This is a genomic window from Yinghuangia aomiensis (assembly GCF_039542225.1).
Classification (GTDB): Bacteria; Actinomycetota; Actinomycetes; order Streptomycetales; family Streptomycetaceae; genus Yinghuangia; species Yinghuangia aomiensis.
Genome location: NZ_BAABHS010000018.1, coordinates 105,222 through 129,704 on the forward strand (window position 1 = coordinate 105,222; position 24,483 = coordinate 129,704).

At 73.5% G+C, this 24,483-nt stretch carries 22 protein-coding genes; 14 read left to right on the forward strand and 8 right to left on the reverse strand.

All coding sequences use genetic code 11. The features are described from left to right. The first annotated feature begins 1 nt into the window (after window position 1). The 7 genes from ABEA93_RS24715 (at window position 2) to ABEA93_RS24745 (ending at window position 5,289) form a co-directional block, all read left to right on the forward strand. The gene (locus tag ABEA93_RS24715) at window positions 2-652 is read left to right on the forward strand and encodes a riboflavin synthase (RefSeq protein ID WP_345677936.1); all 651 of its coding nucleotides are present in this window, start codon (window positions 2-4) and stop codon (window positions 650-652) included. After that, complete coding sequence (locus ABEA93_RS24720; protein ID WP_345677938.1) at window positions 649-1,359, forward strand: nicotinamide mononucleotide transporter family protein; 711 nt, start codon at window positions 649-651, stop codon at window positions 1,357-1,359. The genes ABEA93_RS24715 and ABEA93_RS24720 overlap by 4 nt, the downstream gene beginning before the upstream one ends. Before the next feature lie 32 nt (window positions 1,360-1,391). After that, on the forward strand, window positions 1,392-2,687 hold the full coding sequence (locus ABEA93_RS24725) for a bifunctional 3,4-dihydroxy-2-butanone-4-phosphate synthase/GTP cyclohydrolase II (protein WP_345678012.1): 1,296 nt from the start codon (window positions 1,392-1,394) through the stop codon (window positions 2,685-2,687). Between the two features lie 148 nt (window positions 2,688-2,835). Then, complete coding sequence (ribH, locus tag ABEA93_RS24730; protein WP_345677939.1) at window positions 2,836-3,321, forward strand: 6,7-dimethyl-8-ribityllumazine synthase; 486 nt, start codon at window positions 2,836-2,838, stop codon at window positions 3,319-3,321. A 65-nt stretch (window positions 3,322-3,386) separates the two neighbouring features. After that, window positions 3,387-3,650, forward strand: a complete 264-nt coding sequence (locus tag ABEA93_RS24735; RefSeq protein WP_345677940.1) for a phosphoribosyl-ATP diphosphatase — start codon at window positions 3,387-3,389, stop codon at window positions 3,648-3,650. Window positions 3,651-3,743: 93 nt separating this feature from the next. Then, window positions 3,744-4,592, forward strand: a complete 849-nt coding sequence (gene hisG / locus ABEA93_RS24740; RefSeq protein WP_345677942.1) for an ATP phosphoribosyltransferase — start codon at window positions 3,744-3,746, stop codon at window positions 4,590-4,592. Window positions 4,593-4,797: 205 nt separating this feature from the next. Then, the gene (locus tag ABEA93_RS24745; RefSeq protein ID WP_345677943.1) at window positions 4,798-5,289 is read left to right on the forward strand and encodes a PH domain-containing protein; all 492 of its coding nucleotides are present in this window, start codon (window positions 4,798-4,800) and stop codon (window positions 5,287-5,289) included. Window positions 5,290-5,484: 195 nt separating this feature from the next. Here the strand turns inward: ABEA93_RS24745 and ABEA93_RS24750 are convergent, their stop codons facing one another. Together ABEA93_RS24750 and ABEA93_RS24755 are read right to left on the reverse strand one after the other, a co-directional pair. After that, window positions 5,485-6,645, reverse strand: coding sequence for a winged helix DNA-binding domain-containing protein (locus ABEA93_RS24750; protein ID WP_345677944.1), 1,161 nt, complete (start codon window positions 6,643-6,645; stop codon window positions 5,485-5,487). A gap of 180 nt (window positions 6,646-6,825) precedes the next feature. Then, entirely contained in the window at window positions 6,826-8,832 is a 2,007-nt protein-coding gene (locus tag ABEA93_RS24755; protein WP_345677945.1) for an AAA family ATPase, read from the reverse strand. 1,010 nt (window positions 8,833-9,842) lie between these two features. Between ABEA93_RS24755 and ABEA93_RS24760 the strand changes: the two genes are divergently transcribed. Together ABEA93_RS24760 and ABEA93_RS24765 are read left to right on the forward strand one after the other, a co-directional pair. Further along, on the forward strand, window positions 9,843-10,910 hold the full coding sequence (locus ABEA93_RS24760) for a PucR family transcriptional regulator (RefSeq protein ID WP_345677946.1): 1,068 nt from the start codon (window positions 9,843-9,845) through the stop codon (window positions 10,908-10,910). 145 nt (window positions 10,911-11,055) lie between these two features. Beyond that, complete coding sequence (locus ABEA93_RS24765) at window positions 11,056-12,189, forward strand: CaiB/BaiF CoA transferase family protein (protein WP_345677947.1); 1,134 nt, start codon at window positions 11,056-11,058, stop codon at window positions 12,187-12,189. 219 nt (window positions 12,190-12,408) lie between these two features. On the opposite strand, the gene ABEA93_RS24770 is transcribed toward ABEA93_RS24765, so the two are convergent. Together ABEA93_RS24770 and ABEA93_RS24775 are read right to left on the reverse strand one after the other, a co-directional pair. Next, window positions 12,409-13,794: an MFS transporter gene (locus tag ABEA93_RS24770; protein ID WP_345677948.1), complete on the reverse strand. Its 1,386-nt coding sequence runs from the start codon at window positions 13,792-13,794 to the stop codon at window positions 12,409-12,411. A gap of 188 nt (window positions 13,795-13,982) precedes the next feature. Continuing rightward, window positions 13,983-14,642 (reverse strand): TetR/AcrR family transcriptional regulator, encoded by a 660-nt coding sequence (locus tag ABEA93_RS24775; RefSeq protein ID WP_345677949.1) that lies wholly within the window; start codon window positions 14,640-14,642, stop codon window positions 13,983-13,985. Window positions 14,643-14,972: 330 nt separating this feature from the next. Between ABEA93_RS24775 and ABEA93_RS24780 the strand changes: the two genes are divergently transcribed. From ABEA93_RS24780 to ABEA93_RS24790, 3 genes are all read left to right on the forward strand, one after another. After that, window positions 14,973-16,025, forward strand: a complete 1,053-nt coding sequence (locus ABEA93_RS24780) for a DUF3050 domain-containing protein (protein ID WP_345677950.1) — start codon at window positions 14,973-14,975, stop codon at window positions 16,023-16,025. Window positions 16,026-16,111: 86 nt separating this feature from the next. Continuing rightward, window positions 16,112-17,227 carry a M24 family metallopeptidase gene (locus tag ABEA93_RS24785; protein WP_345677951.1) on the forward strand — a complete coding sequence of 372 codons (1,116 nt, stop codon included), beginning with the start codon at window positions 16,112-16,114 and terminating at the stop codon, window positions 17,225-17,227. Between the two features lie 251 nt (window positions 17,228-17,478). Next, a complete protein-coding gene (locus ABEA93_RS24790) occupies window positions 17,479-18,630 on the forward strand; it encodes an acyl-CoA dehydrogenase family protein (protein WP_345677952.1) in 1,152 nt (383 codons plus the stop codon). A gap of 29 nt (window positions 18,631-18,659) precedes the next feature. Here ABEA93_RS24790 and ABEA93_RS24795 read toward each other — a convergent pair whose 3' ends face one another. Continuing rightward, window positions 18,660-19,607, reverse strand: coding sequence for a LysR substrate-binding domain-containing protein (locus tag ABEA93_RS24795; RefSeq protein ID WP_345677953.1), 948 nt, complete (start codon window positions 19,605-19,607; stop codon window positions 18,660-18,662). Between the two features lie 71 nt (window positions 19,608-19,678). Between ABEA93_RS24795 and ABEA93_RS24800 the strand changes: the two genes are divergently transcribed. After that, a complete protein-coding gene (locus tag ABEA93_RS24800) occupies window positions 19,679-20,605 on the forward strand; it encodes a dihydrodipicolinate synthase family protein (RefSeq protein WP_345677954.1) in 927 nt (308 codons plus the stop codon). Window positions 20,606-20,695: 90 nt separating this feature from the next. On the opposite strand, the gene ABEA93_RS24805 is transcribed toward ABEA93_RS24800, so the two are convergent. Together ABEA93_RS24805 and ABEA93_RS24810 are read right to left on the reverse strand one after the other, a co-directional pair. Beyond that, the gene (locus ABEA93_RS24805) at window positions 20,696-21,562 is read right to left on the reverse strand and encodes a pirin family protein (protein WP_345677955.1); all 867 of its coding nucleotides are present in this window, start codon (window positions 21,560-21,562) and stop codon (window positions 20,696-20,698) included. 91 nt (window positions 21,563-21,653) lie between these two features. Next, the gene (locus tag ABEA93_RS24810) at window positions 21,654-22,307 is read right to left on the reverse strand and encodes an NAD(P)-dependent oxidoreductase (RefSeq protein ID WP_345677956.1); all 654 of its coding nucleotides are present in this window, start codon (window positions 22,305-22,307) and stop codon (window positions 21,654-21,656) included. 171 nt (window positions 22,308-22,478) lie between these two features. Here ABEA93_RS24810 and ABEA93_RS24815 point away from each other — a divergent pair, with 171 nt between their 5' ends. Further along, on the forward strand, window positions 22,479-22,934 hold the full coding sequence (locus ABEA93_RS24815) for a winged helix-turn-helix transcriptional regulator (protein WP_425585077.1): 456 nt from the start codon (window positions 22,479-22,481) through the stop codon (window positions 22,932-22,934). On the opposite strand, the gene ABEA93_RS24820 is transcribed toward ABEA93_RS24815, so the two are convergent. Continuing rightward, a complete protein-coding gene (locus ABEA93_RS24820) occupies window positions 22,901-24,472 on the reverse strand; it encodes an AlkA N-terminal domain-containing protein (RefSeq protein WP_345677957.1) in 1,572 nt (523 codons plus the stop codon). The genes ABEA93_RS24815 and ABEA93_RS24820 overlap by 34 nt on opposite strands. Window positions 24,473-24,483 lie beyond the last annotated feature (11 nt).

The window sequence follows — 24,483 nt, forward strand, 5'->3', positions numbered from 1 at the left end:
CGTGTTCACCGGAATCGTGGAGGAACTCGGCGAGATCGTCTCCGTCGAGCAGCTCGGAGACTCCGCCCGCCTGACCGTGCACGGCCCCGTCGTCACCGCCGGCGCCCGGCACGGCGACTCCATCGCGGTCAACGGCGTCTGCCTGACCGTCGTCGACGAGAAGATCGACCCCGCCGACGCCACCTTCACCGCCGACGTCATGGCCGAAACGCTCAAGCGCTCCAGCCTCGGCGCCCTCGAACCCGGTTCGCGCGTCAACCTCGAACGCCCGATGGAACTCGGCGGACGCCTCGGCGGCCACCTCGTCCAAGGCCACGTCGACGGCATGGGCACCGTCCTCTCCCGCACCCCAGGCGAGCACTGGGAGATCGTCGAGATCTCGCTGCCCGCCGAACTCGCCCGCTACGTCGTCGACAAGGGCTCCATCACCGTCGACGGCATCAGCCTCACCGTCGTCGAAGCCGGCCCCGACCGGTTCACCGTCAGCCTCATCCCCACCACCCTCGACCTCACCACCCTCGGCGTGAAGAAGGCCGGCGACCCGGTCAACCTCGAGGTCGACGTCATCGCCAAGTACGTCGAACGCCTCCACGCCTACGGCGACCGCACCGCCCCGGCCGCCGGAGCCGAGCCCGCCGGGGACCGGGCATGAACGCCTACCACGCGGTGATGGACTGGCTCCGCGAACCCGCCTTCACCGTCTTCGGGCAGAACGTGGTCCGAGGCGACTTCCTCGGCAACATCTTCGCCCTCGCCACCGTCGCCCTCGCCATGCGCCGCACCATCTGGGCGTGGCCCGTGCAGATCGCCGGATCCCTGCTGCTCATGGGCGTCTACTGGTCGTACCAGCTCGGCGGCAGCTTCTCCCGGCAGATCCTCATCATCGCCATGGCGTCCTACGGCTGGACCCGATGGGCCCGCGGCAAGCGCGCCACCGGCGACATCGAAGTCCGCTTCGCCACCGGCCGCGAACGCGCCGCCCTCGCCGCCGCCATCGTCCTCGGCACCGCCGCCTTCGCCGCGATGCTCGCCGAATGGGGCGTCGTCTGGGACCACCGCTGGTGGATGATCGCCGCCGACGCCTACATCTTCGTCGGAACCGCCGTCGCCACCGTCGCCCAGGCGCGCGGCCTCGTCGAATTCTGGGCGGTGTGGATCGCCGTCGACCTCGTCGGCGTCCCGCTGACCTTCTACAACGGCCTGGTCTTCTCCGGGCTCGTGTACGGGATCTTCCTGGCCATGGTGCTGGCCGGGCTGCGCGACTGGTGGCGCCGCTCCACCGCAGCCCGCCCCGCCGCCACCCGCCAGGAGCACGAATCAACCGCCGCCGCGCGGCACTTGGAAGGAGCACGGGCGTGACCGACAGAAACCCCAGCACCGAGGACACCACCGTGCTCGCATTCCCCGCCCCCGGCAGCCCCGCCGACGCCGCCCCCGACCTCACCCTCGACACCATCGAGGACGCCATCAAGGCCATGGCGGACGGCCAGGCCGTCGTCGTCGTCGACGACGAAGACCGGGAGAACGAAGGCGACCTCATCTTCGCCGCATCGCTCGCGACCCCCGAGCTGATGGGCTTCATGATCCGCTACAGCTCCGGCGTCGTCTGCGTCCCCATGACCGGGCCCGACCTCGACCGCCTCAAGCTCCCCCCGATGACCCAGGTCAACGAGGACAAGAAGGGCACCGCCTACAGCGTCTCCGTGGACGCCAAGGACGGCATACACACAGGCATCTCGGCCGCCGACCGCACCCGCACCGTGCAGCTGCTGTCCGCCGCCGACACCACCGCCGACGACCTCAGCCGCCCCGGGCACATCTTCCCGCTCCGCGCCGTCGAAGGCGGCGTCCTCGTCCGCCCCGGCCACACCGAAGCCGCCGTCGACCTCGCCCGCCTCGCCGGACTCCCGCCCGCCGGCGTCATCTGCGAGGTCGTCCACGACGACGGCTCGATGATGCGGCTGCCCGACCTCGTCCCCTTCGCCCGGCAGCACGGCCTCAAGATCGTCTCCATCGCCGACCTCATCGCCTACCGCCGCCGCACCGAACAGACCGTCGAACGCGCCGCCGAAACCCGCCTGCCCACCGCCTACGGCGACTTCCGCGCCATCGGCTACCGCAGCGCCCTCGACGGCGTCGAGCACATCGCCCTCGTCACCGGCGACATCGGCCCCGGCGAAGACGTCCTCGTCCGCGTCCACTCCGAATGCCTCACCGGCGACGTCTTCGGCTCGCTGCGCTGCGACTGCGGCCCCCAGCTCGCCGCCGCCCTGCGCACCGTCGCCGACGAAGGCCGCGGCGTCGTCCTCTACATGCGCGGACACGAAGGCCGCGGCATCGGCCTCCTCCACAAGCTCCAGGCCTACCAGCTCCAGGACGACGGCCACGACACCGTCGACGCGAACCTCGAACTCGGCCTGCCCGCCGACGCCCGCGACTACGGCACCGGCGCCCAGATCCTCTCCGATCTCGGCGTCCGCTCCATGCGCCTGCTCACCAACAACCCGGCCAAGCGCGCCGGCCTGGAAGGCTACGGCCTGGAAATCCTCGAACGCGTCCCGCTGCCCGTCCACGCCACCGCCGACAACCTGCGCTACCTGCAGACCAAGCGCGACCGCATGGGCCACGACCTGCCCTGGCTCGAACCGGTCGAGCCCGCCGACGCCACCCCGCACGCCGTCAGCTGACGCGCCGCCCGCACCACGGCACCACCCCGCCCGACCCGGTCGCCGGCCTCCGCCCGGCGGCCCGGGCAGCGGACCCCGCCAGACCCACACCCGCCCTCATCCACACCCCGCCCTCATCCCCACCCCAAGAACGGGACACCAAGCGAACATGAGCGGTAACGGAGCCCCCCAGCTCACCGTCGAAGGCTGCCAGGACCTCCGCGTCGGCATCATCGCCGCCCAATGGCACGCCCCCGTCATGGACGGGCTCCTGGCCGGCGCCCGCACCGCCCTCACCGACCTCGGCATCACCGAACCCACCGTGGTCCGCGTCCCCGGCGCCTTCGAACTCCCCGTCGCCGCCAAAGCCCTCGCCGAACGCGGCTACGACGCCGTCGTCGCCCTCGGCGTCGTCATCCGCGGCGGCACCCCGCACTTCGAATACGTGTGCGCCGCCGCCACCGACGGCCTCACCCGCGTCGCCCTCGACACCGGCGTCCCCGTCGGCTTCGGCCTCCTCACCTGCGACAACGAACAGCAAGCCCTCGACCGCGCGGGCATCGAAGGGTCCAAGGAAGACAAGGGCCACGAGGCCGCCACCGCGGCCGTCGCCACCGTCGTCGCGTTGCGTACAGTGGCGGAGCCGACGCGCTGACCACCGGACACACCCCGGGTCGCGCCGCGCATCCGACCGCCGAAAGTGAGAAGTCGATCCCCGCGATGAAGACGTTTGACCAGCTCTTCACCGAGCTCCAGACCAAGGCCGCCGCCGGCGAAACCGGCTCCCGCACCGCCGAACTCGTCCAGCAAGGCGTGCACGCCATCGGCAAGAAGGTCGTCGAAGAAGCCGCCGAAGTCTGGATGGCCGCCGAACACGAAGGCGCCGACCGCTGCGCCGAAGAAATCTCGCAGCTGCTCTACCACCTGCAGGTGATGATGGTCGCGCGCGGCCTCACCCTCGAGGACGTATACGCTCACCTGTGACATCGTCGGCGTCCCCGGCGCCCCGCACCCACCCCGCGCCTGCCCGCACGGGGACGCGGCCGCCGGGGACCCACCCGTGAGAAGGGTCCCCCCATGCTGCGCATCGCCGTCCCGAACAAGGGTTCGCTCTCGGAGCCTGCGTCGGCGATGCTCCATGAGGCCGGCTACCGGCAGCGCAGCCACAGCAAGGAACTCGTCCTCGTCGACCCCGACAACAGCGTCGAGTTCTTCTTCCTGCGCCCCCGCGACATCGCCGTCTACGTCGGCTCCGGCCGCCTCGACGCGGGCATCACCGGCCGCGACCTCCTCCTCGACTCCGGCGCCGACGCCGAGGAGATCCTGCAACTCGGCCTCGCCCCGGCCACGTTCCGCTGGGCCGCACCCGTCGGCGGCTACACCTCCGCCAAGGAACTCGCCGGCGCCCGCATCGCGTCCTCCTACGTCGGCCTCGTGCAGCGCCACCTCGCCGACCAGGGCGTCGAAGCCGCCGCCGTCGTCAAGCTCGACGGCGCCGTCGAAACCGCCATCCAGCTCGGCGTCGCCGACGTCATCGCCGACGTCGTGGAAACCGGCACCACGCTGCGCCAGGCCGGCCTGGAGATCTTCGGCGAGCCGATCCTGCACTCCGAAGCGGTGCTGATCCGCCGCACCGGCGCCGAACCGTCCCGCGAGGTCGACCAGCTCGTCCGCCGCCTCCAGGGCGTCCTGGTGGCCCGCCGCTACGTGATGATGGACTACGACATCCGCGCGGAGCGCGTCGAGGAAGCCGTCGCGCTCACCCCCGGCCTCGAGTCGCCGACGGTGTCGCCGCTGCACAACGAAGGCTGGGTCGCCGTCCGTTCGATGGTGCCGCGCCGCGACGCCCAGCGGATCATGGACGACCTGTGGGACATCGGCGCCCGCGCCATCCTGGTCACCGGCATCCACGCCTGCCGTATCTGACGCCCCATCCGTGCCCGGTCGCCCGCGTGTCGCGCGGGGGGCCGGGCACGGTGCGTTCGGCCGGTGCGGGACACTGTGGCGATACGTTTCGCCGACACCGGCGGCCGCCGATTCCGGCATCGGCTCGTCCGCTGCCCTTGCCGTCGTCGTCGCCGGCCGCTCTTCCATCGACTTTCCACCACCGAACACCCTCGGGACACCGCGCATGACGGAGCACACCATCGGCACCGAACCGGACCGGCACACGCGCGCCGACCTGCCCCGCACCTGGTATCCGAAGCGCAGCCGCCTGGTCACCCGCATCGTCGGTCTCGTCATCCTCGGCGGCCTCGTCGCCCTCGCCGTAGCCCTGCCCGAAGACGGCGGCTGGAACATCGGCTCCAAGCTCGGCGTCGTCGCCACCGGCGTCTTCGGCCTCTGCTTCATGCTCATGCTCGGCCGCCCGAAGGTCGTCGCCACCGAACACGGCGTCCGCGTGGTCAACCTGCTGCGCGTCGTCGAACTCCAGTGGGCGCAGATCATCCGCGTCCAGCTCAGGCAAGGCGACCCGTGGGTGTTCCTCGACCTCTCCGACGGCGAGACGCTCGCGGTCATGGGCATCCAGGTGTCCAACGGACGCGCCGACGCCATCCGGGCGGCCGGGGAACTGCGGGATCTCGTGGAGCACTTCGGCGGGACCGAACCGGCGGACCGGTAGGGACGACCCGTCCTGCCTCGTCGCGGGGGCGGGCGAGTACGGGCGCGCGGTGAAGCGGAGCGCCACGTTCGAGGGAAATCCGAGGGCGTCCGCTTCACTCGTTCCGGCGAAATCGGGGGCGGCAGCGGGCGCAGGGGCGCGCGAAGGGCGCACGAGAGCGGAGCCGCACGCCGCGCGCCGGTGGCCGGCCTGGTCTCAGCCGGCCAACTCGCGTTCCAGCGCGGTCCGGAAACGCGGTGTCACCCGCACGTCCCCTATCCACGCGGCGAGCCGCTCGGCTTCGACCGCCACGGCCTTCTCGGCGTCGGTGCCGACGTCGGCGAGCAGCCGCCAGACCACGTCGCCGTCCGCACGCTGCGCCCAGCCGCCGACCACCCGGCCCTGCCACCACACCGTCGGTCCGACATTGCCCGACCGGTCGAACAGCGCGGCCTTCGCATCGTCGGGGAAGTACCAGCCGCGGCCCTGCCAGCCCATCGGCGTCGGGTCCAACGCGGGCAGCAGCGCGGCCCGGTCCGGCGCCGCACCGGGCGCGTCCACGTCGTCCGGCAGCACGAACCCCGCACCCTCGTCCAACGTCACCGGAACCGCGGCGACGGCCTTCAGCGCGGCGCGGACCTGGGTGAGCGTCCAGCCCGTCCACCACTTCAGATCCGCCTCGGTGCCCGGGCCGTAGGACGCCAGCCAGGCGCGTACCAGCGCGGCCCGTGCGTCACCTGCGGGGAGATCGGGCAGCGGCTCCGGGGCGATCTGCCAGCGGTACTGGCTGCTCGTCCACGAGCCCTTCGGGCGTCCCCGCACGATCCGGCCGTCCATCGCGAGCTTGCGCATGATGCGCGTGCCCGCGGTCTGCTCGGTCTCCCACTTGGTCCCCGGGGCGTAGACGACCGGTTCGCGCAACCGGGGTTCCAGCGCCGACAGTTCCGTGCTGGTGGCCTCCGGGAGGCCGGACAGGTGGGCGACGATGGAGTCCTCGACCTCCGCCACCCAAGCCGCGTCGAGCGTGCCGCCGCGGAAGCCTAGCTTGAGCATGTCGCGCAGCGCCTTCTCGGCCATCGGCGCCGTGGTGGACGAGTGGACGACCGCGGCCATCGGGTCGGTCACGACGAAGACGGTGCGGCGCATGCCGGCCATCCGGACAAGCGTCCGGTCGTCGTAGAGCGCCCGCTCCACATCCGCGGCCCCGACACGGCTGCGTGCCGCCACGGACAGGAACACGCTCGCCGGGTCGGTCGAATGCAACGCGACGAGAGACTCCGTCACCTGCTCCGCGGACTGCGCCGCCGGCTCCGGGAGTTGGCGCCGGACCAGCCGAGCGCGCCGTTCCGCGGCATCGATGTGCCTGGTCTTCGCCATCCCCGTTGATCCCCTCGCCGACGTACGCCGTGCCCGCTCGCCGGCCCGGGGTGCGGGGCCGGTCCCGCGCGTAGCCTCGCATGGCGCACCGACACGGCGGCCGGTGCACACGCCGGTGGGGTGCGGCGCGCCGGGTGGGTCTTCCGCCGGGTGCCGACGGGTCCTGAACGTGCCTATGTGTCAGGTGCGGCCGCCGGCTGTTTCGCCGTAGGCCTGGAGCAGGTCGGGCAGCCGCAGTGTGGTCAGCTCTTCGTGGTCGGGCTCGCCGGGGAGGCCGACCAGACGCAGGTCTCGGTAGGCGCACGACTTCTCGTACAGCGTCCGGACGAACCGGGCGTTCCCCAACTCGTCTATCCACTCCCGCTCGCACACATGTCCGGTGATGCTGCGCATCTCCGCGACACAGTCCTCGTCCCAGACGTCCCCGCCGACCGCCGCGAGATGCTCGGCTATGCGCGCCAAGTCGTCGGCGCCGTAGCTGGGGAAGTCCACGCGCGAGGTGAAGCGCGAGGTCAGGCCGGGATTGACGGTCAGCAGCCGGTCCATGCCCTCCGGGTAGCCCGCCAGGATGACCACCAAGCGGTCCCGGTCGTCCTCGGCGCGCTTGAGCAGGACCTGGATGGCCTCGTCGCCGTACGCGTCGCCCTTCGCGTAACCCGATCCGGCGAGCGCGTACGCCTCGTCCACGAACAGCACCCCGCCGAGCGCCGAATCGATCAGCTCGTTCGTCTTCACCGCGGTCTGGCCCAGGAACTCGCCGACCAGATCGGCGCGCTGCGCCTCGACGAGCCGGTCCGATTCGAGCAGTCCGAGCGCATGGAACACCCGGCCCAGCAGGCGTGCCACGGTCGTCTTGCCGGTGCCGGACGGCCCGGAGAACACGAAGTGCCGCTTCGGCGCCCCCGCGGGCATCCCGCGGGCCTGCCGCAGCCGCCCCATGCGCATCTGCGCGGACAGGGCGCGGACTTGGCGCTTGACCGGTTCGAGGCCGACCATGCGTTCGAGTTCGTCCAGCGCGGCGGCGAGGTCCTCGGCGGCCGCGGCGGCGGGAGCGGCGGGGACGCTGCCGGTGGAGGTGGGGGAAGGCGCGGCGGCGGAGGGGGCGGTGCTGCGGGTGTCTTCGTGGGGCAGGGTGCTGTCGGGGTCGTCGGTGTCCGGGGATTCCGGGCTGCCCGGGGTTGTGGGCGTGCTCGGGGTGTCGGCATCGGCGCCGCCGGTGTCGGGGCCGGGCGGGAGGTCCGCCGGCCCGGTCGCCGTGTCGGTGGGCAGGACGGGGCCGGCCAGGCGGGCGGTGGCGTCGTAGGTGCCGGACGGCGGGGCGTTGTGCAGCATGGCGGTGGTGTCGGCCGAGCGGGAGCCGCCGACGACGTCCAGCGCGTCCACGGCGTCGAGGGTGTCCAGCGGATCGGCGGCGTCCGCGAGTTCGGCGGTGAGCGCGGCGAGACGCACGGCCGTGTCCATGAACGCCGGATCGGCATGGTGCACGGCCCGGTACAGGGGGAGCGCGGCCGGGGCGCGGCCCGTCTCCTCGTACGCGCGGGCCAGCCAGTACCGGAGCTCCTTGCGCTGCGGATGCTCGGACCGGCAGCGTGCCAGCGCCGTCGCCAGCACCTGCTCGGCCTTGTCGTACAGCCCGAGCCGGACCCGCGCCATGCCCGCGAACAGGCCCGCCTCCACGCCCAGCAGGGGATCGTCTTCCAAACCGCCCGTGTGGCGCAGCAGTTGCTGCCAGTCCTTGCCGAGGTAGGCGCGGCAGGCGAGGAGGAACCGGGTCGACGCGTCGCCGTCCGGCGGCGGGCAGTGCGCGAGCGCGGTGTCGAGTTCCGGCAGGTGGCGTCCGTCGAGCCAGTGCGAGGCGTGCGCAAGTGCCAGGTCGCGCGGCGTCTCCAGCACGAGCTGCACCCACCAGCCCAGCCAGTACCAGGAGTTGAGCGGACGGCGGTACTTGGTGCGCTGCTCGCCGAACCGGTCGCGGTGCGCATGCATCGCGACGACCGCGCCCGCGACGTCGACCTTCAACGCGTGCAGGCCCAGCCAGGCGTCGGCCATGCCCGGGTCGAGTTCGACGGCATTGCGGAACTCGAGTTCGGCGTGGCCGTACTCGCCGCACACGTAGGCGTCCATGCCGCGCAGCCACGCGCGTTCGGCCGCGCTCGCGGCGCGCCCCCCACGCTCGATGTGCGCCATCCAGGCTCCCTCCCCCGACGCTCACCAGCCCGGTCCGGCATACGCGGGCGGCCCCCACAGCCGCCGGCCGCGCGGCCGTCCCGTTCGGGTATTGCCCCGTGGGCGGCCCGGGCAACACACACGGGCCTGCCCCGGACACGACCTGGGCCGGACACGACAGCGCGGCGGACCGTCGGTCACCCGTGGTGCCCGGTCCGCCACGCACGCGCACCCGCATCGTACCCGCGCAACGCGGAGAAAACGGGTCCCTTGCCGCGATCTCCGGCCCGCGGACACGGCGGATGACCGCGATCAGGTGAGCGCGTGCGCCGGGCGCACTCCGGTGGCGCGCTGCCTGCGCGCTCCCGGGAAAGCTGTCCTGAGCGTGTTCGCGCCGATACGGTCGGTACATGGGCATCGGCGGCGACTCGGGAATCCCGGCGCACGGGGGACCCTCCCCGGCACGGCGCGGCGACGGCACGGGGATGGGCACGGGCAGAGGCGTGGGCGCGGGCTTGGGCGCGGAGTCGAGCGCGAAGTCGACTGCGGGCCCGGGCGCGAGAGCATCCGGCGCGGAATCGGCGGCGGGGCCGGCTCCGGCGGCTCCGCCGGCCGGCGGGGGCCGGGTGGGCAGCGCCGGGAGATCCCGGCGGGCGGCCGGCGCCACGGGGACGCTTGGCGCGCCCACGAGTACCCGGGCCGGGAAGAAAGCCGCCGCGACGGGGACTTCGGGGGGCGCGGGGGCGACCTCCGGCGTGGTGACCGCGCGTTTGGCCGCTGGGAGCACGCGGGAGACCGCACGTCCGCTGCCGGTGCCGAGCCGGGTGCGCGGGGGGACGCTGGCGGCGACGGAACCGCGGGGGGAACCCGCGGTGACCGTTCCGGCGGGGGCGTTGGAAGCCGCGCCGGGTCCGTCGGGGGCGTCCGCGGCGGGACAGGACACGGGTTCGGAGCGAACGCGGGCTGTCGGGGCGGAGCTTGCCCGCGGGGACGGCGAGGCGCCGACGGCGTTGCCGGCGACGGTGGCGGCCGTGTCGGCCTCGGCGTCGGCGGTTGCCGGGGACGAGGACGCGGTCTCCGGCGGCGGCGACGGGGGCGCGCGGATTGCCGGTTCGCTGCCGGGGCCCGCGGTCGTTGCGGCGTCTGCCGGGGTGTCGCGGGCCGGGCTGTCGCGGGCCGGTGCGGACGGGCTGGGCCTCCTGCAGATGCTGCTTCCGGCGGCCGCGCAGGCGCTCGGTCTGGCCGAGCAGTTGGCGCGGGCCGCCGGTGAGGCGAGCACCGATGCGGGGGACCTCAAATACCAGGCCGACATCCTGCGCGACGTGCTGACCGGCCGGGTCACCGACGCCGAACGGATTCCGGTGGCCGGGCTGGGCGCGCTGCTGCAGCGCACCGTCGTCGTGGTGGTCGCCGAACCGGATCCCACCGCGGGGGACGACGCGGCGGCGCTGCGCCGTCAGCAGGACGCGCTCACCGCGGCGTGGACCGCGACCGTGCGGCAGGCCGACCCGGACGGGGTGGTGGCGGGGTATGCGGGCGAGATCGTGGCGCTGCTGACCGCCGTCCCGGGCCAGGACGGGTCGGGGACGGCGCGGGATGCGGCGGGGCGGGTGCGTACCGCGTGCGCGCGGATTCCGCGGACGTTCTCGACGGGGATCAGCCGTCCGGTGCGGGGGCTTGCCGGACTGCCGGAGGCGTACGACCAGGCGCGGCGTGCGGTTGCCGCCGGGCGCCGGCTGCAAGGGCCGGGGGCGGTCACGGACTTCGACCGGCTGGGCGTGTTCCGGCTGCTGTCGCTGCTGCCGCCGGACGGGGAGCTTGAGCGCTTCGCGGACGAGGTGCTGGGGGCGCTGGCGCGTCCGCTCGATGCGGAAGCGGCCGATCTGCGGCGGACGTTGCAGGTGCTGCTGGAGACGAATCTGAACGTCGCCGAGACGTCACGGCGGTTGTACGTGCACTACAACACGCTGCGGTACCGGATCGGCAAGCTGGAACGGCTGGTCGGGCCGTTCACGCAGGATTCCCGGCTGCGGCTGGATCTGCTGATCGCGTTGGAGATCGTGCATCTGGCGGAGGGCGTGGCGGCGCGGGGGGAGTGAGGCCGGGGTGGGGTGCGGCTGCTTCGTGCGGGGGCACGGGCTGCCTCGCGCGGGGCATGGGCGCCGGACGCGGCTTGTGCTTGACTGTGTCACCTAACGAGGTCGGGGCCAGGGACGTGGCCGCAGTCGGAAGGGGCACCACCGTATGGGCGCGCTGTCGGGCATCAAGGTCGTCGAACTCGCAGGAATCGGCCCCGGTCCGTTCGTCGGCATGATGCTGGCCGACGCGGGAGCCGAGATCATCCGCATCGACCGGCTCGGCGGCGGGGGCATGCCGCACCTCGCGGTCGGCCGCGGCCGGCTCGGCGGGCTGGAAGTCGACCTGAAGAACCCGGCGGGCACCGAGACCGTCCTGCGGCTGATCGCGGCGGCGGACGTCGTCGTCGAGGGATTCCGGCCCGGCGTGACCGAACGGCTCGGACTCGGGCCGGACGTCTGCCTCGCCCGCAACCCGCGCCTCGTGTACGCGCGCATGACGGGCTGGGGCCAGGACGGGCCGCTGGCGCCGCGCGCCGGACACGACATCAACTACATCGCGATCTCCGGCGTCCTGCACGCGTTCGCCCGCGCGGGTGAGCGCCCGGTGCCGCCGCTGAACCTGGTGGGCGACTACGGCGGCGGCGCGATGTTCTGCGCCTTCGGCATCCTCGCGGCGCTCGTCGAAGCGCAGCGCTCGGGCCGCGGCCAGATCGTGGACGCCGCCATGACGGACGGCTCCGCGGCGCTGTCGACGTTCATCCACGGCATGCGGGGCGTGGGCGGATGGACGGACGAACCCGGGACCAACCTGCTCGACACCGGAGCACCGTTCTACGACGTGTACGAGGCGTCGGACGGCGGATTCGTCGCGGTGGGCTGCATCGAACCGCAGTTCTATGCGCAGTTCTTGACGGGCCTCGGCGTGTCCGGCGAAGACCTGCCCGGGCAGATGGACCGCGCCGGTTGGCCGGTGCTGCGCGCCCGGTTCACCGAGGTGCTGAAGTCGCGCACCCGGGACGAGTGGACGGCGGTCTTCGCGGAAACCGACGCGTGCGTCACCCCGGTCCTGACCTGGGACGAGGCGGCACGGCACCCGCACAACGCGGCCCGCGGGACGTACGTCACACCGGACGGAACAGTCCAGCCGGAGGCCGCACCCCGCTTCTCGCGGACGCCCTCGGTTGCGGGAGGAGCACCGGGGGAGTTGACGGCGGGGCTGTTGGAGGGGTGGGGCCTGGACGCAGCCGAGGTGGCGAAACTGCGCGCGGACGGGGTCGTGGGGGGACTCGGGGAGGGGTGAGCGCGGGCTGTGGACAACCCGGCGGGAAGTTCACCCGTGAGGGTGGTGGCCTGGGTTGTCCACAGCCGTGAGGGATGAAAACGGCGGGATGAGACGGGGGTTGGGGAGACTCGGGGCGTCGGGGGTGGTTGCCCGATGGCGGAGGAGGCGGGGGAGGGTCCTTCGACGCGGTACCGGCGCCCGACTGGTGGCGGAGGAGGGAGGGCCCGGTAAAGGGCGTCAGTGGTTCTGAACGCCCCCCGCCAAGTGCCGTCCCCGCGGCAGCAGCCGCGACCCCGCCGCGACCGCGAGTGCCAACGCCACCGTGACGCCAAGCCCCACGCGCAGCGTCGTAGCGTCGGCGAGGAAGCCGATGAGGACCGGGCCGAGGAGAAGGCCGGTGTAGGCCATCGTGCCGATGCGGGCGATGGCTGCGCCCGCGTGGGTGGTGTCGTTGCCGCCGAGGGCGCCGCCGACGGAGAACGCGACCGGGACGACGAGGCACACGCCGACGCCGACGAGGAAGAAGCCGATCAAGCCCGCCGCCGTGCCGTTCGCGGCGACGGCGAGGGCCATGCCGGCTGCGGTGGCCACACCCGACGCGGTGAGCACCGCCCGCGCGCCGAAGCGGTCGGTGACGCGGTCGCCGGTGAGGCGGCCGATCGCCATCGCGCCTTCGTAGAGCGGGTACGCCAGCGCGGCGATGGCCTCGGCCGAGCCCAGGGTGTCGCGCAGGTACAGGCCGGACCAGTCGGCGACCGCGCCCTCGATCATGAACGCGCAGAAGGCGATGGCTCCGGCGACGTACACGCCCAAGGGCAGCCGGATACGCGCCTTCGCCGACGAAGTCTCGGCGGTACCGGCTGTCGCGGGCGACTCGTCGCCGCGGCCGACCACGCGGGACGTGGCCGGCGTGTCCGGCAGGTACGTGCCGCGCAGCCAGAACGCCACCGGCAGACCCACCGCCGAGGCGATGACCACCGACTGCGTGAAGTCCAGCCCGGCCCGCGCGCCCAGCGCACCGAGGAGACCGCCGGTGACCGCACCCAGGCTCCAGCCGGCGTGCATGCCGGCCATCAGCGGGCGGCCGTAGCGCTGTTCGAGGATCGACGCCTGCGTGTTCATCGCGACGTCGGTGATGCCGAACACCAGGCCGAAGGCCAAGCCCGCCGCCACGGCGGTGCCGAGGTTGGGGGACAAGCCGATCGCGGCGACGGCAATCGTCGACAGCGTCACGGTGATGCGCAGCAGGGCGCGGCTTCCGTAGCGCGCCACGAGGCGGCCCATCAGTGACATCGTGGCGATGCCGCCGATGCCGAAGGCCAAGACGATCAAGCCGAGTTGCCCGTCGGACACGCCGAGCTTGTCCTTGAGTGCAGGGACGCGGACCGTCCACACCGCGCACAGGGCGCCCGCGAGGGCGAACGTTCCCGCGGTGCCGATCCGCGCCCGGCGCAGCCCGCTGTCCACGGCGGAAGCGGCGTCGGTCGCGGGGGCAGAGGGTGCGGAGGGTGTGGAGGGCGCAGTCAAGGGCTCCGCGTGTTCGGCGATCGAAGCGCCGGTCGCGGGCGTGACGGTCGATGCAAGGTCGTCGGATATCGCGGAGGAAGCCTGGTCGGCTGCCATGGGGGTGCCCCTTCCGGGGGACGTAGCGCAGGTGAGGCGAAGAGGCCGGGGCGCGCCGGAGCTGCCCCGGAACCGGGCGGAAGTCGGAATGCGCGGGCCGATGTCGCGGACGCCGCCGTAGTGCGGCGGGGCCGTTCGGCCGGCCCGGATGCGCCGTGCCGGTGTGGTGACGAAGCGTCGGTGGCGCGTCAGCCGGTGGTGGGTGCGGAACCGCCGGGGTCGACGCCGACGCGCGGGTGGCCGGGGCGTTGTCCGCGGTCCGTGGCGCCGCGGGCGGCTGCCGCACCCGCGGTGGCGGGCGTGCGGCCGATGCGGGTCCCGGCGTCGTCGAGCAGCGCGTGGAGCCGGATGCGGAGTTCCTCGCACTCGGCGGCGTCGAACAGCTCGGGGTCGTACTCCATGGCTTCCCACAGCCCGTCCACGGCGAGGCGGACCACGCGGTCGGTGACCGGGTCCAGCTCCTCGTGGTCGGGACGGCGGTGCCAGCGGCGCGTGGCGGCGCTCAGCGGGTCGCTCAACTGGGCGTCGGTCGCGGCGGCGGCGACGACCGCCCATCGTCGGCGCGGGCGCGCGGGCGCGTCGGCGGTGACGATCTCGAACGTCGCGTCGATGTACGCCCGCGTGTAGTCCCCGCGGGCCGCGCCGCGCCGGGCCTCGACGGCGGCGTCGAACTCGTCGATGAGCCGCTGCACGAGGGCCTTGACCAGCGCGTCCTTCGTACCGAAGTGGTACAGCAGGCCTCCCTTGCTCACGCCGGCTTGCGCGGCGACGGCGGCCAGCGTCAAGGCCGAGGTGCCGCGCTCGGCGAGCAGCTGCTCGGCGGCGTCGAGGAGGAGGTCACGCTTCATGCGGAGAACTGTACCGTCCGGACGGTACAGTCCGCGAGGGCTTTTCTCGCCAGGCGGGAGCCCCGGCAAGACCCGATCTGAGCTGCCGACGCGCGACCGGCGAGCCGCGCACCCCGCATGCGCACCCGCCGCCGCCGGGCACAGATGGACCGCATCGTGGCAGAGAACCGGGTGGAATCGGGGGGTTTCGGGGATTCCGGCCAGGGGTGCACGCAGGCGCACCTACGTTCGGGGCGTCGCGAGTCGGGGCGTCGTCGGGCCTTCCCGTCCCGGCTCGCGGCTCGGCCCCGATGTCCCGAGGGGCCGGACCGACAAGCGTGGGGAGCAGCTGTGGACGCGTACGGCGATATCCAGTCGGGCATCCAATCGGGCACCGTGCCCGCGACCGGGTCGGCGGCAACGGCCGGGCGGCCCGCGGCGGCCGGGGCCGACTTCTCGTCGGGGACCCGGTGGGGCTCGGCGGTCGGGACCGACCCGCTGCCGGAACGCGGCAGCGGCGGCGTGCTGGTGCCGGCCGGCGCCCCGGCCGGGGTGGTCGCGGTGGCCGCGGTCGTGGACGCCGAACCGGCGGTGTTCGCCGCGCCGCCCCGGGTGACGCGGCTGCTCGGCGAGACGTCGCCCGCGCGGCGGCGGGTGCTGCGGCACCCCATGTACCGGCAGCTCGCCGAGCCCGCCGACGTGCGCGTGTTCATGGAGCACCACGTGTTCGCGGTGTGGGACTTCATGTCGCTGCTCACCGTCCTGCAACGGCAGTTGACGTGTGTCGAGATCCCGTGGACGCCGCGCGGCAACCCCGAGGCGCGGCGCCTGGTCAACGAGATCGTGCTCACCGAGGAGAGCGACCTGACCGGCAACGGGCCGCGCAGCCACTTCGAGCTGTACCTGGAAGCCATGGCCGCCGCCGGAGCCGACACGACCGCCGTGCGCTGCTTCCTCGACCTGCTGGCCGACGGGATCGCGGTCCCGGACGCCGTCGAGCTGTGTGGCGCTCCGCCCGCGGCGGCCGCGTTCGTCCGGCATACCTGGCGGATCGTCGAGCACGCCCCCGTGCACTGCGTGGCCGCGGCCTTCGCGCTCGGCCGGGAAGAACTGGTGCCGCGCATGTTCGAACACGTCCTGGACGAGGGCGACCCGGGTGCGGAACCCGCTCCCGGCGACGGCGATTTCGGGCTGTTCCGCGAATACCTTCAACGGCACATCGAGGTGGACGGCGACGAACACGGCCCCATGGCGCTGCGTCTGCTCGAAGACCTGTGCGGCACCGACGCCCGCCGGTGGCGGGAGTGCGCGGGCACCGTCACCGTCGCGCTGCGGGCCCGCAGCACGCTGTGGGACGCCGTCGCCACCGCGATGACCGCCCGTTCCGGGGCCGCCGCGGGGTGAGCCGGAGGTCCGGCGGGGGCGACGCGGCCGGGTGCGGCATCCCTCTGAGCAGGCCGTTCCGGCACGGCGGGGGATAACTTGGGCCTGTGAGCCACAACACGGACTTGTATCCCACCGACCGCCTCGCCACCGCCGCCAAAGCGGCCGCCGAGGCCGGCGTCGATGCCCTCCTCATCAGCCCGGGCGCGGACCTTCGTTACCTGACCGGTTACGAGGCCCTGCCCCTGGAACGCCTCACCTGCCTGGTCGTCCCCGCGGCCGGGGACGCCTTCCTGGTCGTGCCGGGCTTGGAGAAGCCCGCCGCGGAAGCGTCGCCGGCCGCGCGGCTCGGCATCGACATCGCCGGGTGGGCCGAAACGGACGACCCCTACGCACTCATCGCCCGGCGCCTGCCCGACGGTGTCGCGAAGGTCGCCGTCGACAACCACATGTGGGCCGAGAAGCTGCTGAACTTCCGCCGCGCCATGCCCGGCGCCGAGCAGACACTCGCGGGCGACGTGCTCCGCGAGATGCGCATGCGCAAGAGCCCCGCGGAGATCCAGGCGCTGCGCGATGCCGGCGCGGCGATCGACCGTGTGCACGCGCGGGTGCCCGAATGGCTGCGCGCCGGCCGGACCGAACGCGAGGTCGGCCGGGACATCGCCGACGCGATCATCGCCGAAGGCCACGTCCGCGTGGACTTCGTCATCGTCGGCTCCGGACCGAACGGCGCCAGCCCGCACCACGAGCTGTCCGACCGGGTCATCCAGGCGGGCGACCCCGTCGTCGTCGACATCGGGGGCACGACCGAAGACGGCTACTGCTCCGACGAGACCCGCAACTACGTCGTCGGTGAAGCGCCCGAGGAGTACCTGAAGTACTACGCCGTCCTGCAGCGCGCCCAGCAGGCGCAGCGGGAAGCGGTGCGGCCCGGCATCACCGCCGAAGCCCTCGACGCGGTCGGCCGCGACATCATCGCGGACGCGGGCTACGGCGAGTACTTCGTGCACCGGACCGGCCACGGCATCGGCCTGGAGACGCACGAGGAGCCGTACATCGTCTCCGGTTCGCAGCTGGTGCTGGAGCCGGGCATGGCGTTCTCCATCGAGCCGGGCATCTACCTGCCGGGCAAGCACGGCGCCCGGATCGAGGACATCGTGGTGTGCGGCGAGACCGCGGGCGAGCCGGTCAACCACCGGCCGCACGAGCCGATCGTCGTCTGATCCGGCGGGGCCGCGGCTGCGCGGCCCGGGAGTCCGCACGGTGGTGCGCGGGCCCCGGGCCGCGCAGGCGACGCGGTCCGTGTCCGCGAGGCGCGGGACGGCAGCGGAAAGCGCGGGGCCGGGCGCGCGGTTCGGGCCTTGGCGGGCAGGGCTCTCGTACGATCGCACCACCAGGCGGCAATCCCGTCCGGCGCACCCGTCGCACCAGTCACCGAAGGACCCGTACCCGGGCACCACGGAAGGACGCACCGATGACCGTCGCGCGCACCCTCCCCACCGACGAAGCCGAAGCGCTGCTCGATCTGACGCGTGACCTCGTGGCCCGTCAGGTCGCCCCGCGGGCGGCGGGCGACGAGGAGGCGGGGCGGTTCCCCCGCGACGTGTTCCGCACGCTGGGCGCGGCCGGGCTGCTGTCCCTGCCGTACCCGGAGGAGTACGGCGGCGGGGGACAGCCCTACGAGGTGTACCTCCAGATGCTCGAGGAACTCGCCGCCGGCTGGCTGGCCGTCGGCTTGGGCGTGAGCGTGCATACCCTCGCCTGCTTCCCGATGGCCTCCTACGGCACGGCGGAGCAGCGCGCCGAGCAGCTGCCGGCCATGCTGTCGGGTGAACTGCTGGGCGCCTACTGCCTGTCGGAGCCGCAGTCCGGTTCGGATGCGGCCGCGCTGAGCACGCGCGCGGTGGCCGATCCGGACGGTGAGGCGTACACAGTCGACGGCACCAAGGCGTGGACGACGCACGGCGGTGTCGCCGACTTCTACACCGTCATGGTCCGCACCGGTGAAGCGGGCGCGCGCGGCATCAGTACGCTCCTGGTCCGCGCCGACGCCGACGGTCTCAGCTTCGGTGCGCCCGAGCGCAAGATGGGCATGCGGTCGTCCCCGACGGCCCTGGTGCATCTGGACGGTGTGCGGGTGCCTGCCGTGTCGCGGATCGGCGAGGAAGGCATCGGCTTCCGGATCGCCTTGTCCGCGCTCGACTCCGGGCGCCTCGGTATTGCCGCGTGCGCGGTCGGGGTGGCTCAGGCCGCTTTGGATGCCGCGGTCGAGTACGCCCGGGAGCGGCGCCAGTTCGGCGCCCCCATCGCGGATCTCCAGGGCATCCAATTCCTGTTGGCCGACATGGCGACCGCGGTCGAGGCCGGCCGTGCGCTGTACCTGTCCGCGGCGCGACTGCGGGACAGCGGACGTCCGTTCGGCAAGGAAGCCGCGATGGCCAAGCTTTTCTGCACGGATGCCGCGATGCGGGTCACCACCGACGCCGTGCAGGTCTTCGGCGGCTACGGGTACACGACCGACTTCCCCGTCGAGCGTTATATGCGCGAGGCGAAGGTCCTGCAGATCGTCGAAGGCACCAACCAGATCCAGCGCGTGGTGATCAGCAGGCATCTGGTCCGCGGCTGACCGCCGCGTAGTGGTCGGCCGGGTCGGGGTCAGCCCTCGCCGGGCAGCCCGGCGTCGGCGGCAGCCGGACGCAGCGCGGCGGGGGCGGACGCGGCCAGCGCGGTGGTGAAGGCCCGGACGGCCGGGTGGCCCCCGGCGCCGCGGCGGTACGCGACCTCGGTGTGCCGTCGCAGCGGCAGCGCGGTGAGGGCGACGTTCGCGGACGTCCCTTCGGCGACGGCCAGCTCCGGAACGAGCGCCACCCCTTGGCCGACCGCGACCAACCGCAGCACGGCCGCGAAATCGTCGACGGAATGCCGGGCCTTCGGCGTGAAGCCGGCGGCTTCGCAGGCGCGGACGGTCATGGTGTGGCACAGCGTGCCGGGCGTGGCGAGAATCCACCCGGCGTCTCGCCATCGCCGCAGGTCGTCGGCGTTCCCGCCGCGGTCGGGCGGGAAGGGGGCGTCGGCGGGCGCGGCCGCGTACAGGGTCTCGGTCAGCACGGCCTCGGTCTGCACGCCGGAGGCCGCGGGCGCCGGGGCGAAGTCGTAGCGGTGCAGCAAGGCGACGTCGAGTTCGCCGGCACGCAGCCGGTCGGTGGCCGCGGCCGGATCCAGCTCGGCGACGCGCGGTTCCAAGGCCGGGTGCTCCGCGGCGAGCCGGGCGAGCACGCCGGGGAGCAGCGCCTGCACCGCGGACGGGAACGCACCGATGCGGAGGGGCCCCGCGGGGCCGCCGCGTACCGCGTCGAGTTCCGCGGCGGCCTGCTCCAGCCGGGCCAGGACCGCGTCGGTGTGGGCGACCAGGGCAGCCGCGGCAGGGGTCAGCGCCACGCGCCGTCCGGTCCGCTCCAGCAGGGGCACTCCGGCTTCGCGTTCGAGCGCGGACAGCTGCTGCGATACCGCCGAAGGGGTGTACGACAGGGCGTCGGCGACCGCGGCGATCGTGCCCCGATGGGCGAGTTCTCGCAGCAGGCGCAGGCGACGGACATCAAGCATCAGTTCAGCTTACGCTCACGTACACAATTGCGAACTGGACCTACCGCTTCCGCGGCGCGCAGGCTCGACGCATGGACCTGGATCTGCGTGGCATTCACGTTCCCCTGATCACCCCGTTCTCCGGCGACGGTGCCACCGTCGATCTCGGTGCCCTGGAGCGCTTGGCGCACCGGGTCGTCGACAACGGGGCCGCCGGGCTCGTCGCCCTCGGCACCACAGCCGAAGCGGCAAGCCTGGACGCCGACGAGCGCGCGGCGATCGTGACCACCTGCCGGCGCGTCGCACGCGAACGCGGCGTGGTGCTGTCCGTGGGCGTCGGCACCAACGACACGCGCAAGGCGGCCGCGGAACTTGCGGCGCTCGGGCGGGTCGGAGGTGGGGCAAGGGAGGCGGCGCTGGTGACGGTGCCTTACTTCACTCGGCCGTCGGAGGACGGAGTCGTCGCCCATTTCGCCGAGTCGGCCGCGGCGAGCCCGGTGCCGCTGATCGTCTACCACGTGCCGTACCGGACGAGCCGTCCGCTGTCCGCGGGCACGCTGCGCCGCCTGGCCGCGCTGCCCGGGGTCGCGGGCATCAAGCACGCGGTCGGCGTGCTGGACGGGGAAACGATGGACCTGCTGTCCGATCCGCCGGAGGGTTTCGCGGTGCTCGCCGGTGACGACGTGCTCCTCGGGCCGCTGCTGGCGCTCGGCGCGGCGGGCGGGATTCTGGCGTCCGCGCATGTCGCCACGCGGGCTTTCGTGGATGTCGTGGACGCGTGGCAGAGCGGCGACGTGCCGCGGGCGCGTGCCCTGGGAAGCGGTCTTGTGCGGCTGTCGGCGCGGCTGTTCGCCGAACCGAACCCCGCGGTGGTGAAGGGGGTCCTGCGGGCGCGCGGCGAGATCCGGAGCGCCGCGGTGCGCCTGCCGCTGCTGGCGGCGAGCGAGGGCGCGGTGACGGCGGCGGTGGAGGCGTTGGGCGACGTGGAGTCGCGGAGGACTGCCCTGGCCGCGGTGTGACCGGCCGCCGCTCGGCGAGGCCGGATGCCGACGCAAGACGGCTCGGCAGCCGCCGTGGGAGCTGCCGAGCCGTCGCCGGGACCGTCCGGGTCAGTCCTCGGGGATCGCACCGAAACGGCCGGACTGTACGTCCTCGACCGCCTGGGCGATTTCGCTGCGGGTGTTCATGACGAACGGGCCGTAGGCCTGGACCGGTTCGCGGACCGGCCGGCCGGTCCACAGGACGAAGCGCAGGCCCTCGCCGCCGGCGGCCACCCGGAGTTCGTCCGCGGTGTCCCTGCCGGTGGACGGCGCGAGGTGGACGACCTGGCCGGCCTTCGCGGGTGCCGCGTCCGGGCCGAACCGGCCAGAGCCGGTCAGGACGTACACGAACCCGTTCTGGTCGCCGGGTACTTCCTGGGTGAACGCGGCGTCGGGGGAGAGCGTCGCGTCGACCATGGTGATCGGCACGACGTTGACCGCCGGCCCCGTCACGTCGCCGGAGCGGCCCGAGAACACGCGTGCCTCGACGCCTTCCTCGCGCCGCACCGGGACGGCCGCGCCGCGCAGGTCCTGGTAGCGCGGCTCGTCCATCTTGTGGGCGGCGGGCAGGTTGATCCACAGCTGCAGCATGTGGACGGGCTTGCCTTCGTGGGCCTTCTCGGCGTGGAACAGCCCGCTCCCCGCGGTCATCCACTGCACGTCGCCCGGGCGGAGGACGCCTTGGCCGCCGCGGTTGTCCCGGTGCTCGAGCTCGCCCTCGAGGACCAGGCTCACGGTCTCCTGCCCGCGGTGCGGGTGCCAGTCGAAGCCGACCGTGCTGAACCAGTCCTCGGCGAGCAGCAGGAACGGGTCGTGGCGCCCCCACTTGCCCGGTTCGAGGACCAGCGCCTTGGCGTCGACCTGCGCGTCCGGGCCGAGCATGCGCCGGTCGGCGACGGACGCGATGCCGCGTGCGGTCGTGTTCGCGGTGGTCATGACACCTCCAAGTTTGTTGAACGCTCAACATAACGGTAGTTCGGAGGCGGCTATTCCGCGGGGTCGCCGAGGCGCGCGGCCCGGGCCCGGGTCAGGACGCGACGGACACCAACGCGCGGTGGTGCCGCGGGTTCTCCGTCTCGTCGACCACCGCCGCCGCGAGGTCGGCGTATGCGAACGACTCGCCGGAGTGCTCCGGCACCCGCTCGTCGCCGAACCGGTAGGCCCCCGTCTTCGGGCCCTCGTCGTCCAGGAACACCGGCGGCGGCGCCAGCACCAGCCAGTCCAGCCGCTCGTCCGTCGCCCGCAGCACGTCGAGTTCCGCGGCGTGGCCGAGCGAGAACGGCCGGAAGTCCGCCGGGAAGTCCGGGGTGTCGTAGATCGGCACGCCGGGCGTCACCTCCAGCGTGGTGCCGATACCCACCACCACCAGCCGCGTCACGCCCGCGGCGGCCAGCCCGTCCGCCAGCGCGCGGGCGGCCGCCGTGAAGAACTCGTCGGCGGGCACATCCATCCGGGCGGCGGTGCTGATCGCCGCATCGTGCCCGGCGGCCACCGCCGTCACCGACAGCGCGTCGGTCACGTCGCCCGCGACCACCGTCACGCCCGGGGCCGCGGCGGCGAGGTCCGCGTACTTGGCGGGATCGCGGACCACCGCCGTCACTTGGTGCCCGCGCGCGGCCGCCTCCACGACGGTCTTGCGCCCGGCATGTCCACCCGCCCCGAACACCACGATCTTTGCCATGGTTTGAACTCCGTCCTTCGACGCCGACCTTTTGTCGGCCGAACGACGCGCACGCTAAGCGCGCAGGTGCCGGTTACCGCAACGGTACCGGCGCCGACCTGCACGATTCCGATCCGGAACAGGCCGGAAATCCGGGCACCACGACGCGGGTCCGTGGGCTAGTTTCGGTTCATGTTCGACATCGCCCCCGCCGGGGACGGCCGCGGATCCGCGCCTGACGCCGAGCCGTTCGCCGCCGCGGCCCCGCTGCCGCCGCTCTCCGCGGACATGTTCGCCCCGGGATGTCCCGCGCGCGGCATGCCGATCCGCATCGGCGAGAAGTGGTCGGGCCTGGTCGTCGTGTGCCTGGCCGACGGGCCGCGCCGCTTCTCCGAACTCAAGGTGCCGCTGCGCGGCGTGACCCCGAAGGTGCTGACGGACACGCTGCGCGCACTCGAACGCGACGGCATGATCACCCGCACCGCGTACGAGGAGATGCCGCCGCGCGTCGAGTACGCCCTGACCGGCCTCGGCCGTTCCCTGCTCGGGCCGATCGCGGCATGCCGCGAATGGGCGATGACACACCTGCCCGAACTGATGGCCGCACGCGACGCCTACGACGACGCCAACGGGCGCGCGGCGTCCTGATCCCGGCCCTGGTCCCGGCCCTGACCCTGATCCTTGTCCTTGTCCTTGTCCTTCGTGCCGGCGGCGGACGCGGACAGGTGCGTCCACAAGTGCATGGCGGCGTAGGCGCGCCACGGACGCCACTGCTCCGCCTGCCGCGCCACGGCCTTGGCGTCGCCATCGGCGCCGAGTGAGGCCACGGCCTGGCGAATTCCCAGGTCCGACACGGGAATCGCATCCGGATCGCCGAGCGCGCGCATCGCGATGTACGACGCGGTCCACGGGCCGATGCCGGGAAGCGCCAGCAGCCCGCGCTCGGTCTCCTCGCGGTCGGCGCCCGGGTCGAGGACGACCGCGCCGTCCGCCACGGCCTGCGCGATGCCGCGCAGCGCCTTCGCGCGGGCGGTGGTCAGGCCGATGCCGTCGAGGTCGTCCGCGGCGACTTGCTCGGCGCTGGGGAACATGTGTGTCAGAGTCCCGTCCGGCGCGGCCAGGGGGCAGCCGAGTTTGCGGACGAGCCGCTCGGCGAGCGTCCGCGCGCCCTTCACGGTGACCTGCTGCCCGAGGACCGCGCGCACCGCCAACTCGAACCCGTCGACATGCCCCGGCACGCGCAGCCCCGGCCGGGCCGCGACCAGCGGGCCCAGCAGCGGATCGCCGCCGAGCGCGTCGTCGACCCCCTGCGGGTCGGCGTCCAGGTCGAACAGCCGGCGGCAGCGCTGCACGGCCGCGGTGAGGTCGCGGAGGTCCTCCAGCCGCAGCCGCAGCGTGGCGAACCCGGAGTCCGGGTGCGGCGTGATGGTGGCGATACCGGTGCGGCGCGGCAGGCGCAGGCTGCGCCGGTAGGCGACGCGGCCGTCCTCGTCGGTGGTGACTTCTTCGACGCCGCCGATGGCGCGCGCGGCGAGGAACGCGACCAGCGGACCGTCGGCGTAGGGGCGGCGGTGCTGGAGGCGCAGCACGATGTCGCCCTCGCCGTCCGCACCCGGCCCGGCCGGCCGGTGGCGGCGGCGCAGTTCGCGCGGGGCGCAGCCGAACGCCTCCATCATGCTGTCGTTGAACTGGCGCACGCTCGAATAGCCCGCGGCGAACGCGATCTGGGTGACCGGCAGGTCGGTGGCTTCGAGGAGCATGCGCGCGGTCTGCGCCCGGCGCATCCGGGCGAGGGCGAGCGGGCCGGTGCCGACCTCGCCCACCATCTGGCGGTGCAGGTGCCGTTCCGAGACGGCGAGCCGCCGGGCGAGCGCGCCGATGCCGCCTTCGTCGACGACGCCGTCCGCGATCAGCCGCAGGGCGCGGCCGACCAGGTCGGCGCGGATGTCCCAGTCGGGCGAGCCGGGGCTGGCTTCCGGGCGGCACCGCTTGCAGGCACGGAATCCGGCGGCCTGGGCGGCCGCCGCGGTGCCGTAGAACGAGACGTTCTCGGGCTTCGGGGTCCGGGCGGGGCAGCTCGGGCGGCAGTAGATGCCCGTGCTGGAGACCGCGGTGTAGAAGCGGCCGTCGAACCGGGAGTCGCGGCTGCTGATGGCCTGGTAACGAGCGGTGAAAGTGTCGAGCACCTGTCCATCAT